Raw genomic sequence first — 14,664 nt, 5'->3', positions numbered from 1 at the left:
CGGGCTACAGTCCGCCGCCGACGGCGATCGCGACGAGCAGCAGCACGGGCGCGAGGCCGAGCACGACGGCGATGCCGAGCGCGAGCGAGCTGATGCCGCGCCCGCCGAGCCGGGGCGCCCGCCGCAGCGCCCGCGCGGCGAAGACGGCGGTGATGATGGCGGCACTGGCCGAGATCATCAGGGCGAGCAGCACGACGCCGGTCGGCTCGAGCCCGGGAACCGGCAGCGCTCTCGCCGCCGCGAACTGCTGCAGCACGAAGCCCAGCAGCACCGCGATGATGCTCGCCCGCGCGCGAGCCGCATCCCGGTTCGGCCCCGGCCGCATCGACCGGGTGACCGCGGGGCTGAACGCCGAGAACGGGCCGGGCTCCTTCTCGGCGGGCCCGATGAGGTCCGAGCCGTCGAACCACCGCTCGTAACCGGGTCGCTCGGGGTCGGGCTGCCAGCCGGGGCGTACGCCGTCGGAGTCGCCCTCGTCGACGTCATCGGGGTACGGGATGCTCACCCGCTCATTCTCGCCGACCGTGTCTGGTCGCCCGCCGATACAGCTCCTACCGCGCGGCCGGCCCCGCCGGGTACTCGCCCCGCGCCGTGAGCTGCGCCGCGGCCGCACCGAGGTGCGCGAGGGTGAGCCCGAGCACCTGCGGACCGAACGAGACGCGCGCGATGCCGAGCGGGGCGAGGCGCTCGAGCGAGGGCGCACCGCGGCTGGGGGCGGAATCCCAGCGGAGCGCCGACCGGTCATCAGCATCCCCTGCCACGATGCGCCATGACCTCGATGCGCCTGCGCGACTACCAGCCCGCCGACATGGATGCCGTGCTGCGGCTGTGGGACGAGGTGCGCACCGAGGGGGTCGAGCCGGTCTACGCGCTCGCCGAGGTGCTCGCCTCGTGCGAGAAGGACCACGCGGTGGTCGCGGTGGACGGCGATCGGGTGCTCGGCGTCGCCGTCGCGCGCGCCGCACACGACCAGGGCTGGATCGTCTTCCTCGCCGTCACGGCCCCCGCCCGCGGCTCGGGCATCGCGGGCAAGCTGCTCGCGGCGCTCGAGCAGGGCATGGCCCCGCACGGCCTGACGAAGCTGTCGATCCTGGTGCCCGACGAGCAGCAGCAGATCGGCGCCCTGACTCGCGCCGGCTTCGCCGATCGGGCGCACCTCAGCTACTTCGAGCGCGAGATCCCGGTGAAGCAGCGCGAGCTGGCGGTGCTGCGCGACCTCGGCGGGCGCATCCTGCCCCGTGATCTGTGGGGGTCGATCGCGGGGATGCAGACCGAGAAGGAGCTGCTGGAGCGGCGCCTCGTGCTGCCGCTCGCCGACCCGGGCCTCGCCGACCGCTTCGGCGTGCAGGCGCCGCGGTCGATCGTGCTGTTCGGCCCTCCCGGCACCGGCAAGACGACGTTCGCGAAGGCGGTGGCCTCGCGGCTGCAGTGGCCGTTCGTCGAGGTGTTCCCCTCGCGGCTGGCGCACGGCCCGCAGGGGCTCGCGGGCGGGCTGCGCGAGACGTTCACGCGCATCGCCGAGCTCGATCACGTCATCGTCTTCATCGACGAGGTGGAGGAGATCGCGGGCCAGCGCGGCGGCGAGCCGCCCTCGGCCATGCAGGGCGTCACGAACGAGCTGCTGAAGATCATCCCGGCCTTCCGCGACTCCCCGGGCCGCCTGCTGATCTGCGCGACCAATTTCATCCGAGCGCTGGATGCCGCCTTCCTGCGCCACGGACGCTTCGACTACGTCATCCCGATCGGACTCCCCGACGCCGCCGCGCGCGAGGCCATCTGGGGCCGCTACATCCCCGAGCAGGCCGCGGCGTCGATCGACCTCGCGCTGCTCGTCGCGCGGACCGACGGCTACTCGCCCGCCGACATCGAGTTCGCCGCTCGCTCGGCCTCGCAGGCGGCGCTGGAGCAGTCGGTCTTCGGGGTCGCCTCCGTCGAGTGGGCGGACGGCCCGGCGGGGGCTCTCACGGGGCCGTCGACGGCGGACTACCTCGCGGCGATCGACCGCACGCGGGCGACGGTGTCGTCGACGGAGGCGTTCGAGTTCCGCGAGGACATCGCGGCGCTCGCGCGCACCTGACGCGGCCCCGCCGACCCGCGGCCCCGCCGACCCGCGGCGCCGGTCGCGCTCGCCGCGCGGCGCGCTGCGGGGGTGCTGTGGCGTGCGGCCGGCCCGGCGGCGCCCCGTGCCCCCCGTGCGCCCCAGCTTCGGCGACCGGTGCGGCCACAACACCTTCGGCCCTTCCACTCTGCAGGACGTCAACGACGTATCCTCGCGAAGATCCTGCAGAGTGGAAGGAGCTCGACGGTGAATGTCGAGTGCCCACCGTGGGCAATCGAGAGCGCCTCGTCGCGGTCGTCGTGTTCGAACCGCGCCTCACGCCGACTGCGCCGAGCGTGCCGCACGCCCAGCGCGCCCACCTCGCCCGGCGTGCAGCGCGGCCGCCGCCCGCCCGCCGCCGGCCCGCGGCCGCGCGCTTACTCGATGACGCTCTGCTTCGCCTTGACCGGCAGCATGAGCAGCAGGCCGGCGAGCAGCACGAGCACGATGCCGATGATGCCGAAGCGGGTGTCGCCGGTGGTGGCGACGAAGAGGCTGAAGAGCCCGGGGGCGAGGAACGACACGGCGCGGCCGGTCGTGGCGTAGAGGCCGAAGATCTCGCCCTCGCGGCCGGGAGGCGTGATGCGGGCGAGGAAGGAGCGGCTCGCGGCCTGCACCGGGCCGACGAAGAGCGTGAGGAACAGCCCGGCGATCCAGAAGCCCGTCTTCGCGTCGCCGATGAACAGCACCGCCGAGCCGGCGATGATGAGCCCGATGAGCGCGCCGATGATGACGCGCTTCGCGCCGAAGCGGTCGTCGATCCAGCCGCCGATGAAGGTGCCGATGCCGGCGAAGACGTTCGCGGCGACGGCGAAGTAGATGACCTCGGCCGAGGTGAACCCGAAGACCTGCGCCGCGATGATGGCGCCGAAGGTGAAGACCGCGGCGAGGCCGTCGCGGAAGACGGCGCTCGCGAGCAGGAAGAGCAGCACGTTCGGGCTCTTCTTCGCGAGGGTGCGCACCGTGCGCCAGAGATTCGCGTAGCTGCCGAAGAAGGAGACGTTGTTCGCGCGCTCCTGACGGGGGATCTCGGGCACCTTCCGCAGCACCGGGATGGCGAAGATCGCGAACCAGATCGCGGAGACGACGATCGCGAGGCGGATGTCGAGCGCCCCGCCGTCGGCGCCGAAGGGCACGTTGAGCAGCCCGTTGCCCGTCTCGCTGCCGAAGCTCTGGATGAACAGCACCAGCAGGATGATCAGCAGCACGATGCCGCCCACGTACCCCATGCCCCAGCCGAAGCCCGAGACGCGGCCGACGGTCGCCGGGGTCGAGACCTGCACGAGCATCGCGTTGTAGTTGACGCTCGCGAACTCGAAGAAGATGTTGCCGATCGCCAGCAGCGCGGCCCCGAGGTACAGGTACGCGGGCACGGGGGCCACGAAGAACATGGCGAGCATCGCCAGCACGACGAGGCCCGTGTTGATGGCGAGCCAGAACTTGCGGCGCCCCGATCCGTCGGAGCGCTGTCCGAGGATGGGCGCGAGCAGGGCGATCAGCACCCCCGCGATCGTGAGCGCCCCCGAGATGACGGTCGTGTTGGCGGCCTCCGCGGCGACGAGCGCAGCATCCCGCTCGTTCTCACCGGCGGCCGCGACGATCGCCGGATCGATGAAGAGCGAGCTGGCCAGGTAGGTGCTGAAGACGAAGGTGGTGACGACGGCGTTGAAGGATGCCGAGCCCCAGTCCCACAGCGCCCAGGCCCGCACCATGCTCTTCGGCACGGGCGTATCGGTCAGGGTCGCCTGCCCGATGGTGCCGACGGCACGGGTGTTGGAGACGCGCGGGACGGGCGGAACGCGGCCGACGCCGTCGTCGGTGGGCTCGGGGCTCATGGGCTCACGGTACCCGCGGGCGGTGAACAGCCGGTAGCACGACGCGCACCTGGGAATTGAGTCGATGCCGCTCAAGTTTCCGCCCCTCGACTTGACACGCATCGAGCGGGTCGGGAAACTTGATACTGCGCGGCTCAAGTTGCCGCGCCCCCGATCTTAGAAGGAGCAATCTCATGGCTCGTGCCGTCGGTATCGACCTCGGAACCACCAACTCCGTCGTCTCCGTCCTCGAAGGCGGTGAGCCCACCGTCATCGCGAACGCCGAGGGCTTCCGCACCACCCCCTCCGTCGTCGCCTTCACGAAGGACGGCGAGGTGCTCGTCGGCGAGACCGCCAAGCGCCAGGCCGTCACCAACGTCGACCGCACCATCGCGAGCGTCAAGCGCCACATGGGCACCGACTGGAAGCAGGCGGTGGACGACAAGAACTACACCCCGCAGGAGATCTCGGCCCGCATCCTCGCCAAGCTCAAGCGCGACGCCGAGCAGTACCTCGGCGAGCCGGTGACCGACGCCGTCATCACCGTGCCCGCGTACTTCAACGACGCCGAGCGCCAGGCCACCAAGGAGGCCGGCGAGATCTCGGGCCTCAACGTGCTGCGCATCATCAACGAGCCCACCGCGGCCGCGCTCGCCTACGGCCTCGACAAGGGCAGGGAGGACGAGCTCATCCTCGTCTTCGACCTCGGTGGCGGAACCTTCGACGTCAGCCTGCTCGAGGTGGGCAAGGACGACGACTTCTCGACCATCCAGGTGCGCTCGACCGCCGGTGACAACCGCCTCGGCGGCGACGACTGGGATTCCCGCGTCGTCGACTACCTGATCAAGCGCTTCAAGGACTCGACCGGCGTCGACGTCTCGAACGACAAGATCGCCAAGCAGCGCCTCAAGGAGGCCGCCGAGCAGGCGAAGAAGGAGCTCTCGGGCTCGACGAGCACGAACATCCAGCTGCCCTACCTCTCGCTCACCGAGAACGGCCCGGCGAACCTCGACGAGTCGCTCACCCGCGCCAAGTTCGAGGAGCTCACGAGCGACCTGCTCGACCGCACCAAGAAGCCCTTCGACGACGTCATCCGCGAGGCCGGCGTCAAGGTCTCCGACATCGCGCACGTCGTGCTCGTCGGCGGCTCGACCCGCATGCCCGCCGTCACCGAGCTCGTCAAGAAGCTCACCGGCGGCAAGGAGCCCAACAAGAGCGTGAACCCCGACGAGGTCGTCGCCGTGGGCGCCGCCCTGCAGGCCGGCGTGCTGAAGGGCGAGCGCAAGGACGTGCTGCTCATCGACGTCACCCCCCTGAGCCTCGGCATCGAGACCAAGGGCGGCATCATGACGAAGCTCATCGAGCGCAACACGGCCATCCCGACCAAGCGCAGCGAGACCTTCACCACGGCCGACGACAACCAGCCCTCGGTCGCGATCCAGGTCTTCCAGGGCGAGCGCGAGTTCACCCGCGACAACAAGAACCTCGGCACCTTCGAGCTCACCGGCATCGCGCCGGCCCCCCGCGGCATCCCTCAGGTGGAGGTCACCTTCGACATCGACGCGAACGGCATCGTGCACGTCTCGGCGAAGGACAAGGGCACCGGCAAGGAGCAGTCGATGACCATCACGGGCGGCTCGTCGCTCGGCAAGGAGGACATCGAGCGCATGGTGCGCGAGGCCGAGGAGCACGCGGCGGAGGACAAGCAGCGCCGCGAGGCGGCCGAGGTGCGCAACAACGCCGAGCAGCTCGCCTACTCGATCGACAAGCTCATCAAGGAGAACGAGGCCTCGCTGCCCGACGACGTCAAGGGCGAGGTGCAGGCCGATGTGGATGCCCTCAAGACGGCGCTCGCGGGTGACGACGACGCGGCCGTGAAGACCGCGTTCGACGCGCTCAACGCCTCGCAGTCGAAGCTCGGCGAGGCCATCTACGCCTCCTCGCAGGCCGCGGCCGCCGACGCGAGCGCGGAGGGCGCCGAGGGCTCCACCGGCGCGAAGGACGATGACGACGTCGTCGACGCCGAGATCGTGGACGACGAGGACGACAAGGACAAGAAGTAGTCATGGCTCGCAAGCGCAAGGACGACGATCGCAAACCGGTCATCAAGTCGCGCAAGTTCGTCGACCCCGAGACGGGGGAGACGCGCGACCTGCCGATCGACGACGTGACCGCGGCGAACGGCGAGGTGCCCGCGGGCGCCGAGCCGCTCGCCGAGGACGGCGCCGTGACCGACGCGGCCTCGGCCGAGGAGCTCATCGCGGCGGAGGACGCCGACGTCGAGACCTCCTCCTCGGCCGAGCCCCCGCCCGGGGCGGCCGCGGCCGCGAGCGCGCCGGCCGACGGCGCGAACGACCTCGACGCCGACATCGACCACATCCTCTCCGAGGCCGGGCAGCGCGAGATCGAGGAGTACCGCGACCGCGCCGCCCGCGCCGAGGCGGAGCTCGCGAACTTCCGCACCCGGGTCGAGCGCGACCGCGCGGCGAACCGCGAGGCGGTCATCGCCGAGGTCGTGCGCACGATGCTGCCGGCCATCGACGACCTCGATCGGGCATCCGCTCATGGCGACCTGGAGGACGGCCCGCTCGCGCTCGTCGCGCAGAAGCTGCGCTCCGGGTTCGAGAAGTACGGCCTGCGCCGCGTGGGCGAGGTGGGCGAGCCCTTCGACCCCAGCTTCCACGAGGCGCTCGTGCAGCTGCCGAAGCCCGACGTCACCGTCAACACCGTGGGCGACGTCATCGAGGTCGGCTACGCCCTCGGCGACCGCCTCGTGCGGGCGGCGAAGGTGGCCGTCTTCACGCCGGAGGGCTAGAGCGCCCGATGGCCAGCAACGACTGGTTCGAGAAGGACTTCTACGCGGTGCTCGGCCTGCCGAAGACCGCGACGGAGGCCGAGCTCAAGAAGAAGTACCGCACCCTCGCGCGGCAGTACCACCCCGATTCGAATGCGGGGGATGCTGCCGCCGAGGCGCGGTTCAAGGAGATCAGCGAGGCCTACTCGGTGCTCTCCGACGCCGAGCAGCGCGCCGAGTACGACCAGATCCGGGCCATGGGCTCGGGAGCCCGCTTCAGCGCAGGCGGCGCTCAGGGCGGCGGCTTCGACGACGTCTTCGGCGGCATGTTCGGCGGCGGAGCGCCCGGCGGGCGCCGCGCGCAGGCCGGCGGCTTCCCCGCCGGCGGCGGCTTCGAGGACATCTTCGGCGGTCTGTTCGGCGCCCAGGGCGGCACCGGCGGCCCGGCCGGCTTCGGCCGCGGGCCGCAGAAGGGCCGCGACCAGACGGCGCAGGTCTCGCTCGAGTTCATGACCGCCATCCAGGGCGACACCGTGCAGCTCGAGCGCTCGGGCGGGCGCCCGCTCTCCGTGAAGATCCCCGCGGGGGTCGCCGACGGGCAGAAGATCCGCCTGCGCGGCAAGGGCGAGCAGAGCATGACCGGCGGCGAGCCGGGCGACCTGGTGCTGACGGTGCAGGTGCGCCCGCATCCCGTGTTCCAGCGCGAGCACCTCAACCTGCGCGTCGACGTGCCCGTCACCTTTCACGAGGCGGCGCTCGGCGCGACGATCGAGGTGCCGACGCTCGGCGGCGAGCCCGTCAAGCTGCGCGTCGCGCCCGGCACCCCCAGCGGCCGCGTGCTGCGGGTCAAGGGCCGCGGCGTCGTCACGCCGAAGGGCACGGGCGACCTGCTCGCGACGGTGCAGGTGGCCGTTCCGAGCCACCTGAGCGCCGAGGCGAAGAAGAAGCTCGAGGAGTTCGCCGCGGCCCTGCCGGAGGAGAACCCCCGCGACGACCTGCTGGCGCGCGCCCGCGCGTAGCCGCTGACACCGAGACCGAGGAGGGGCAGGATGGCGAGCATGGATGAGCACAGCCCGCTGTTCGCGATCGCCGTCGCGGCCGAACTGGCCGGGATGCACCCCCAGACCCTGCGGCAGTACGACCGCCTCGGGCTCGTCTCGCCCACCCGCACCGCCGGGCAGAGCCGCCGCTACTCGATGCGCGACGTCGTGCAGCTGCGCGAGATCGCGCAGCTGAGCTCGGAGGGGCTCAACCTCGAGGGCATCCGCCGCATCCTCGAGCTCGAGAACGAGGTGACGAGCCTGCGCGAGCGCGTGCGCACGCTCGAGGCGGCGCTCGCCGACGAGATGCTCGCCCGCCCCGGCCGCCGCGTCTTCGCCGCCGGCTCGGAGGGCGAGGTCGTCAGCCTGCGCGCCGGCACCCGCACCCAGAAGGCCAATCAGCTCGTGGTGTGGCGCCCGCTGCGCCGCGGATGAGCGTCGATCCGGGCGCGTCCGCGCCCGCTCCTCCCTCCCCGCTCGAGTCCCTGCTCGCGGGCCTGCGCCGCGCCCCCGACGTCGACGACGCGACGCTCGTCGCCGTCGACGCGGCCGACCGGCACCTGCTCGACGCGGTGGCCGAGCGGGTGCGGCAGGATCCCCGGGCGCGGATCGCCGTGCTGGGCGACACCCACGGCGCGCTCACGCTCGGCCTGCTCGCCCTCGGGGCCGCGCGGGTGCACGTCTGGCAGGACTCGATCGTCGGGCGCGAGGCGCTGCAGGGCAACGCGGGGCGCGCGGCCCTCGAGGGCTTCGCCGTGCACGACGAGGCGGCGGATGCCGTGCGCGGGGCATCCCTCGTGCTCGCCCGCCTGCCGCGCGCGCTCGACGCCCTCGACGAGCTGGCCCGCGTCGTCGCCCGCGAGGCGGCGCCCGAGGTCGTGCTCGTCGCCGGCGGCATGATCAAGCACATGAGCCTGGGCATGAACGACGTGCTGAAGGCCTCGTTCGGCCGCATCGACGTGTCGCTGGCGCGGCAGAAGTCGCGGCTGCTGACCGCGCGCGAGCCGCGCTCCGGCGTGGCGCTGCGCGAGCCCGAGCGGGCGCACGAGGCCGAGCTGGGGCTCGAGATCGTCGCGGCGCCGGGGGCGTTCGCGGGGGCATCCCTCGATATCGGCACGCGCGCCCTGCTGGCGCAGCGGCACCGGATGCCCGCCTGGAGCACCGCGATCGACCTGGCCAGCGGCACCGGCGTCGTCGCCGCGCTGCTCGCCCGCGAGAACCCGGCCGGCCGCGTCATCGCGACCGACGTCTCGGCGGCGGCCGTGCGCTCGACCCGCCTGACCGCCGAGGCGAACGGCGTCGATGTCGAGGCGCGCTGGGCGGACGGGCTCGACGGGGTGCCGGAGGGCACGGCCGACCTCATCCTGCTCAACCCGCCGTTCCACGTGGGCGCCGCCGTGCACACGGGCATGGCCCGCCGGCTGTTCACCGAGGCGGCGCGCGTGCTGCGCCCCGGCGGCGAGCTGTGGTGCGTCTTCAACTCGCACCTGAAGTACACGCCCGAGCTCGAGCGCGTCATCGGCTCGACGCGGCAGGTCGCGCGCGACGCGAAGTTCACCGTGACGGCGTCGCGCCGCCGCTGAGCGCAGCCGACCGCCGCGCTCGCTAGCCTGAACCCCGTGCCCGAGCCGACCGCCGCGTTCCCCGCGGCCCACTACCTGATCGCGACGAGCCGGCTGAGGCCGGGGCTCGACGGCGGGTACACGGTCGCGACGCTCAGCCGGGCGCGGCTCTTCGCTGAGCGGGCCGGGGTGCGCGCGACGCTGCTCGCCTTCGACCTCGCGCCCGAGTCGGACGGGTTCCTCGAGGGGTTCCGGGCGATCGGGCTCGCCGATGACGGAACGCGGCTGCGGACGATCCTCGAGGCGGTGCGCGAGCATCCCGCGATCCTGCGCGAGGCGGCCGAGCTGGCGCCCGCGCCCGCCGACCCGGGGCCGGAGACCGGCACCCCCGACCCCGCCGACCTCGACGCGCGCGGCATCCCCTGGCGCATCCTCGTCCGCGACACCGAGGGCGCGATCACCCACACCGACTTCCTCGACGCCGAGGGCCGGCCGCTCTTCCGCCTGCCCTACATCTCGGGCCGCGCCGACTGGTGGCGCGCCGAGGTCGAGGTGCCCGTGCTCGCCGCCGATGGGCGCGAGCTCGGCCGGCTCGACGGGTTCCGCGGGCTGTACCGGGCGTGGATGCTGCACGTCGTGCGCGAGGCGGCCCGCTCCGACGAGACGGCCGGTCGGGCGCGGCTTCCCGTCGTCGCGATCGTCGAGGCCCGGCAGGTCGGGGAGCTCGTGACGGGCATCCCGGGCCTGACCGTCGTGCACACGGTGCACAGCGCCCATGTCGGCCCGCCGTACACGGCCGACGCGCCCATGGACGCGAGCTGGGCCGGCTGGATCGACACGATCGGCGACTACGACGCGGTCGCCTGGCTCACGCAGCGGCAGCGCGACGAGGTGCACGGGCGCTTCGGCGAGCACGTCGCGCGCTCGTTCGTCGTGCCGCACCCCGCCCAGCCGGCGCCCGGACCCGAGCTCGCGCGCGACCCGTTGCGCGCCGTCATGATCGCGCGGCTGGCCCCCGGCAAGCGGGTCGACCACGCGATCCGGGCGTGGCCGGCGGTGCTCGAGCGGCATCCGGATGCGCGGCTCGACGTCTACGGCGACGGGGCGCTGCGCGCCGAGCTCACCGCGCTCATCGCGGCGCTCGGGCTCGTCGACCGCGTCACGCTGCACGGCCACGACCCCGCCGCCCCGGAGCAGCTGCGCACCGCCGCCGCGCTCGTGCTCACGACGCTCTACGAGGGGCAGTCGCTCGTGCTGCTCGAGGCGGCCGCCCGCGGCTGCCCGGCGGTCAGCTACGACGCGCCCTACGGCCCCGGCGAGACCATCCAGGACGGCGTGACGGGGCGGCTCGTGCCCTCGGGCGACATCGCGGCGCTCGCCGAGGCGCTCGGCGACGTGCTGGGCGATGCGCAGGGCATCCAGCGGATGTCGACCGCCGCGCGCGCGTGGGCCGACGCGAACGGCCCCGAGCGGGCCGCCGCCCGGTGGGCGCAGCTGCTCGAGGCCGTGGTGCCGCGCGCCTGAGTCGGTGACGAGGGCGCCGGCGCGAGGTCACATGTCGCGGTAGCGCTTCGCCTCGGCGAGCTTCGCCTCGAGCTCGGCCGCCGTGAAGCGCGGACCGTAGGCGGGGGTGTCGCGCTGGATGCGCCAGCTGTCGGCGAGGGTTCCGCCGTCGTAGGGGTCGAAGCCGATCTCGTCGATGAGCGACGAGACGAGGCCCTTCGCGTTCTCGTCGTCGGAGTAGACGGCGAGCGCACGACGGTTCTCGGTGCCGCTCGGCTCGGCCTGCGCGGTGATGTCGTCGCTCGGGATGTGGTTGAACGCCTTGACGACGGTCGCGCCCGAGAAGTGCCGGGCGACGTACTCGGCGGTGGTCAGGGTCTCGTCGTCGAGCTCGGCGATCTGCCCGTCGCGCTGCGGGTAGTAGTTGTTGGTGTCGATCACGGTGCGGCCGGCGAGCAGCGGGGCCGGGATGCTCGGCACGGCCTTCAGCGGAATGGTCACGACGACCGTGTCGCCGGCCTGCGCCGCCTGCTCGACGGTGCCCGCGGTGACGGTGCCGCCGCCCCCGTGGGATGCCGTGGCGGCGTTGATCTCGCCGACGAGCTCCTCGAGGGTCTCGGGGCCGCGCGAGTTCGCGATCGTGATGTCGTGGCCCGCGTGCGCGAAGGCGCGCGCGAGCTGGGAGCCGATGTTGCCGGAGCCGATGATTCCGATTGCAGTCATGCGGGGGTCAATCGTCGAGCGGCCACGAGCATTCCCCGACAGACTGGGCGCTGAGGCGATTCGGAGCGGATCGCCGGGAGGAGTCCCGCGCATGACCGACCCGCAGGCCGGCGTCACGCCGCCCCCGAACCCCAACGCCGCGGCCGCGTCCGGCGCCCCGGGCGCGCCTCAGTACGGCGCCCCGCAGCACAACCCCTACGCGGCGACCCGACCGGTGCGCCCGCCCCTGACGCCGCGCGCGAGGGCCGGAGCCCTCATCGCGGGCGCGGTGGCGATGCTCATGGTCTCGATCGGCGGACCGCTCATCGGCATCCCCCTGCTGCTGCTCTTCATCGGACTGCTGTTCGCGACGATCGCGACCTCGATCGGCGGCGAGGCGCAGAACGTCCTCGACGAGGTGCTGAGCTTCGTCCCGACCGAGCTGCTCGTCGGGGTCGGGGTCGTGCTCGTGCTGCTGGGCATCGCCCTCATCGTCGGCGCGCTGTTCGTCAGCCGCGGGATCCTGCGCTCGCGAGGCCACGACAAGGCGTGGCCGATCACGTGGGCGGGTCTCGGCATCGCGGTGGTCGCGGGCAGCACCGTCTCGGGTCTCCTCTCGCTGCCGCTCCAGTTCGCCACCCAGGCCGTGCCCTCGTTCGGCGGTTCCGGCGAGATCGAAGCGGGTCTCGGGCTCCTCGTGATCGGTGTCAACGCCGTCGTGACGGCGGCGGTCGGCGCACTGTCGTGGTGGTGGATGGCGCACGTGATGCGGCCGGCGGGCCACGCGCCGGCCGACCCCGCCCAGCCGACGGCCTGAGCCGCGCGGCCCCCGACGCCCGCGCGTTCGCCGTGAGCGTGCGCGAGCCCTGGCGGAGCATCCCGCAACGGGCGTAAACTTGAGCCACCGCGGCTCAGGTTTGAGCACGGCTCGATGCACACCGAAGGAATCGGCACAATCATGGCGAACATGCAGGGCGCGCCCTCCAGCCAGGAGAAGCAGAAGTCCGCGCTGGAGAAGTACGGCGTCAACCTCACCGAGATCGCCCGCTCGGGCAAGCTCGACCCCGTGATCGGCCGCGACGCCGAGATCCGCCGGGTCAGCCAGGTGCTCAGCCGGCGCACGAAGAACAACCCCGTGCTCATCGGCGAGCCCGGCGTCGGCAAGACCGCCGTCGTCGAGGGCCTCGCCCAGCGCATCGTCGCGGGCGACGTGCCCGACTCGCTCAAGGACAAGCAGCTCGTCGGCCTCGACCTGGCCGCCCTCGTCGCCGGGGCCAAGTACCGCGGCGAGTTCGAGGAGCGCCTCAAGGCCGTGCTCAAGGAGATCGACGAGAGCGACGGCCGCGTCATCACCTTCATCGACGAGCTGCACACCCTCATGGGCGCGGGCGGCGGCGAGGGCTCGGTCGCGGCCGCCAACATGCTCAAGCCCATGCTCGCCCGCGGCGAGCTGCGCCTCATCGGCGCCACCACGCTCAACGAGTACCGCGAGTACATCGAGAAGGACGCCGCGCTCGAGCGCCGGTTCCAGCAGGTCTACGTCGGCGAGCCGAGCGTCGAGGACACGGTCGCGATCCTGCGCGGGCTCAAGGAGCGCTACGAGGCCCACCACAAGGTCGCGATCGCCGACAGCGCCCTCGTGGCCGCGGCATCCCTCAGCAACCGGTACATCACCAGCCGTCAGCTGCCCGACAAGGCCATCGACCTCGTCGACGAGGCCGCGAGCCGCCTGAAGATGGAGATCGAGTCGAGCCCCGTCGAGCTCGACGAGCTCAAGCGCGCCGTCACCCGCCTCGAGATCGAGGAGCTCGCCCTCAAGCGCGAGAAGGACGATGCCTCGAAGGCCCGCCTGGCGAAGCTGCGCGAGGAGCTGCGCGAGAAGACGGCGCAGCGGGATGCCCTCTCCACGCGCTGGGAGGCCGAGAAGCGCGGCCTCACCGCCGTCGGCGACCTCAAGACCGAGCTCAACTCGGCCCGCATCGAGCTCGACCGCGCCATGCGGGAGGGCCGGTACCAGGAGGCCTCGAAGCTCAACTACGAGGTCATCCCGCGCATCGAGCAGCAGATCGTCGAGGCCGAGACCGTCGAGGCCGGGCCGCGCATGGTCAACGACCAGGTGACCGACGGCGACATCGCGAGCGTCGTCGCGGCGTGGACGGGCATCCCCGTCGACAAGCTCACCCAGGGCGAGACCGAGAAGCTGCTGACCCTCGAGACCGAGCTCGGCAAGCGCATCATCGGCCAGAAGGACGCGGTCGCGGCCGTCAGCGAGGCCGTGCGCCGCACGCGAGCCGGCGTGAGCGACCCCGACCGGCCGACCGGCTCATTCCTCTTCCTCGGCCCGACGGGCGTCGGCAAGACCGAGCTCGCCAAGGCGCTCGCCGACTACCTCTTCGACGACGAGAAGGCGCTGCTGCGCATCGACATGAGCGAGTACGGGGAGAAGTTCAGCGTCTCCCGGCTGATCGGCGCCCCTCCGGGCTACGTCGGCTACGAGCAGGGTGGGCAGCTGACCGAGGCGGTCCGCCGACGCCCGTACTCGGTGATCCTGCTCGACGAGGTCGAGAAGGCGCATCCCGAGGTCTTCGACCTGCTGCTGCAGGTGCTCGACGACGGCCGCCTCACCGACGGGCAGGGCCGCACGGTCGACTTCCGCAACACGATCCTCGTGCTCACCTCGAACCTGGGTTCGCAGGCGCTCATCGACCCCGCCCTCGACTGGGAGGCGAAGTCGGCCGCCGTGCACGACATGGTGCGGCAGGCCTTCAAGCCCGAGTTCATCAACCGGCTCGACGACATCGTCATCTTCGCGCCGCTGAGCCTGGCCGACCTCGGCCAGATCGTCTCGCTGCAGGTCGACCGCCTCGAGCGCCGCCTCGCCGACCGACGGCTGCAGCTGGCGGTGACGCCGGATGCCCGCACCTGGCTCGCCGAGCGCGGCTACGACCCCGTGTACGGGGCGCGTCCGTTGCGCCGGCTCATGCAGCACGAGATCGACGACCAGCTCGCCCGCGCGCTGCTCGGCGGCAGCATCCAGGACGGCGACGTCGTGCGCGTCGACGTGCGCGAGGACGGCGAGAAGCTCGCCGTGACCCGCATGGAGGACGCCCCGGTCGCGGAGGCGTAGGGGGCCGCCGCACCGAGAGGGCGG

13 protein-coding genes are annotated in these 14,664 nt (G+C 72.5%); 9 read left to right on the top strand and 4 right to left on the bottom strand.

Features of this window, described 5'->3' with window-relative positions; translation table 11 throughout:
- Positions 1–4: 4 nt before the first annotated feature.
- Both HGB54_RS12240 and HGB54_RS12235 read right to left on the bottom strand, forming a co-directional pair.
- Positions 5–505 carry a DUF2510 domain-containing protein gene (locus tag HGB54_RS12240; protein ID WP_168916658.1) on the bottom strand — a complete coding sequence of 167 codons (501 nt, stop codon included), beginning with the start codon at positions 503–505 and terminating at the stop codon, positions 5–7.
- Between the two features lie 46 nt (positions 506–551).
- Entirely contained in the window at positions 552–761 is a 210-nt protein-coding gene (locus tag HGB54_RS12235; protein WP_168914635.1) for a hypothetical protein, read from the bottom strand.
- An 8-nt stretch (positions 762–769) separates the two neighbouring features.
- Between HGB54_RS12235 and HGB54_RS12230 the strand changes: the two genes are divergently transcribed.
- Entirely contained in the window at positions 770–2,077 is a 1,308-nt protein-coding gene (locus HGB54_RS12230; protein WP_168916657.1) for an ATP-binding protein, read from the top strand.
- 398 nt (positions 2,078–2,475) lie between these two features.
- On the opposite strand, the gene HGB54_RS12225 is transcribed toward HGB54_RS12230, so the two are convergent.
- Positions 2,476–3,933 carry an MFS transporter gene (locus HGB54_RS12225; protein WP_168916656.1) on the bottom strand — a complete coding sequence of 486 codons (1,458 nt, stop codon included), beginning with the start codon at positions 3,931–3,933 and terminating at the stop codon, positions 2,476–2,478.
- A gap of 173 nt (positions 3,934–4,106) precedes the next feature.
- Between HGB54_RS12225 and dnaK the strand changes: the two genes are divergently transcribed.
- The 6 genes from dnaK to HGB54_RS12195 are packed head-to-tail and all read left to right on the top strand — an operon-like array spanning position 4,107 to position 10,832.
- Positions 4,107–5,975, top strand: coding sequence for a molecular chaperone DnaK (gene dnaK / locus HGB54_RS12220; RefSeq protein ID WP_168916655.1), 1,869 nt, complete (start codon positions 4,107–4,109; stop codon positions 5,973–5,975).
- 2 nt (positions 5,976–5,977) lie between these two features.
- On the top strand, positions 5,978–6,727 hold the full coding sequence (locus tag HGB54_RS12215) for a nucleotide exchange factor GrpE (protein WP_168916654.1): 750 nt from the start codon (positions 5,978–5,980) through the stop codon (positions 6,725–6,727).
- Positions 6,728–6,735: 8 nt separating this feature from the next.
- Positions 6,736–7,725, top strand: a complete 990-nt coding sequence (locus tag HGB54_RS12210; RefSeq protein WP_168916653.1) for a DnaJ C-terminal domain-containing protein — start codon at positions 6,736–6,738, stop codon at positions 7,723–7,725.
- A 39-nt stretch (positions 7,726–7,764) separates the two neighbouring features.
- The gene (locus HGB54_RS12205) at positions 7,765–8,181 is read left to right on the top strand and encodes a heat shock protein transcriptional repressor HspR (protein WP_168916652.1); all 417 of its coding nucleotides are present in this window, start codon (positions 7,765–7,767) and stop codon (positions 8,179–8,181) included.
- Complete coding sequence (locus HGB54_RS12200) at positions 8,178–9,329, top strand: class I SAM-dependent methyltransferase (protein WP_168916651.1); 1,152 nt, start codon at positions 8,178–8,180, stop codon at positions 9,327–9,329. Before HGB54_RS12205 ends, HGB54_RS12200 begins: the two co-directional genes overlap by 4 nt.
- 36 nt (positions 9,330–9,365) lie before the next feature.
- Positions 9,366–10,832, top strand: a complete 1,467-nt coding sequence (locus HGB54_RS12195) for a glycosyltransferase (protein ID WP_168916650.1) — start codon at positions 9,366–9,368, stop codon at positions 10,830–10,832.
- Between the two features lie 27 nt (positions 10,833–10,859).
- Here HGB54_RS12195 and HGB54_RS12190 read toward each other — a convergent pair whose 3' ends face one another.
- Positions 10,860–11,534, bottom strand: a complete 675-nt coding sequence (locus HGB54_RS12190) for an NADPH-dependent F420 reductase (protein WP_168916649.1) — start codon at positions 11,532–11,534, stop codon at positions 10,860–10,862.
- Positions 11,535–11,625: 91 nt separating this feature from the next.
- Between HGB54_RS12190 and HGB54_RS12185 the strand changes: the two genes are divergently transcribed.
- Positions 11,626–12,330 (top strand): hypothetical protein, encoded by a 705-nt coding sequence (locus tag HGB54_RS12185; protein ID WP_168916648.1) that lies wholly within the window; start codon positions 11,626–11,628, stop codon positions 12,328–12,330.
- A 141-nt stretch (positions 12,331–12,471) separates the two neighbouring features.
- Positions 12,472–14,640 carry an ATP-dependent Clp protease ATP-binding subunit gene (locus HGB54_RS12180; RefSeq protein ID WP_168916647.1) on the top strand — a complete coding sequence of 723 codons (2,169 nt, stop codon included), beginning with the start codon at positions 12,472–12,474 and terminating at the stop codon, positions 14,638–14,640.
- Positions 14,641–14,664 lie beyond the last annotated feature (24 nt).

Source organism: Microcella flavibacter (assembly GCF_012530535.1).
Taxonomy (GTDB): Bacteria; Actinomycetota; Actinomycetes; order Actinomycetales; family Microbacteriaceae; genus Microcella; species Microcella flavibacter.
This window is presented reverse-complemented; position numbering and strand designations above follow the sequence as displayed.

What these genes read in the sequence shown, in the direction of transcription:
- HGB54_RS12225 (WP_168916656.1), bottom strand. Translation starts at nt 3,933, where the DNA reads ATGAGCCCCGAGCCCACCGACGACGGCGTCGGCCGCGTTCCGCCCGTC.
- HGB54_RS12190 (WP_168916649.1), bottom strand. Translation starts at nt 11,534, where the DNA reads ATGACTGCAATCGGAATCATCGGCTCCGGCAACATCGGCTCCCAGCTC.
- HGB54_RS12200 (WP_168916651.1), top strand. Translation starts at nt 8,178, where the DNA reads ATGAGCGTCGATCCGGGCGCGTCCGCGCCCGCTCCTCCCTCCCCGCTC.
- HGB54_RS12230 (WP_168916657.1), top strand. Translation starts at nt 770, where the DNA reads ATGACCTCGATGCGCCTGCGCGACTACCAGCCCGCCGACATGGATGCC.
- dnaK (WP_168916655.1), top strand. Translation starts at nt 4,107, where the DNA reads ATGGCTCGTGCCGTCGGTATCGACCTCGGAACCACCAACTCCGTCGTC.
- HGB54_RS12180 (WP_168916647.1), top strand. Translation starts at nt 12,472, where the DNA reads ATGGCGAACATGCAGGGCGCGCCCTCCAGCCAGGAGAAGCAGAAGTCC.
- HGB54_RS12185 (WP_168916648.1), top strand. Translation starts at nt 11,626, where the DNA reads ATGACCGACCCGCAGGCCGGCGTCACGCCGCCCCCGAACCCCAACGCC.
- HGB54_RS12205 (WP_168916652.1), top strand. Translation starts at nt 7,765, where the DNA reads ATGGATGAGCACAGCCCGCTGTTCGCGATCGCCGTCGCGGCCGAACTG.
- HGB54_RS12215 (WP_168916654.1), top strand. Translation starts at nt 5,978, where the DNA reads ATGGCTCGCAAGCGCAAGGACGACGATCGCAAACCGGTCATCAAGTCG.
- HGB54_RS12210 (WP_168916653.1), top strand. Translation starts at nt 6,736, where the DNA reads ATGGCCAGCAACGACTGGTTCGAGAAGGACTTCTACGCGGTGCTCGGC.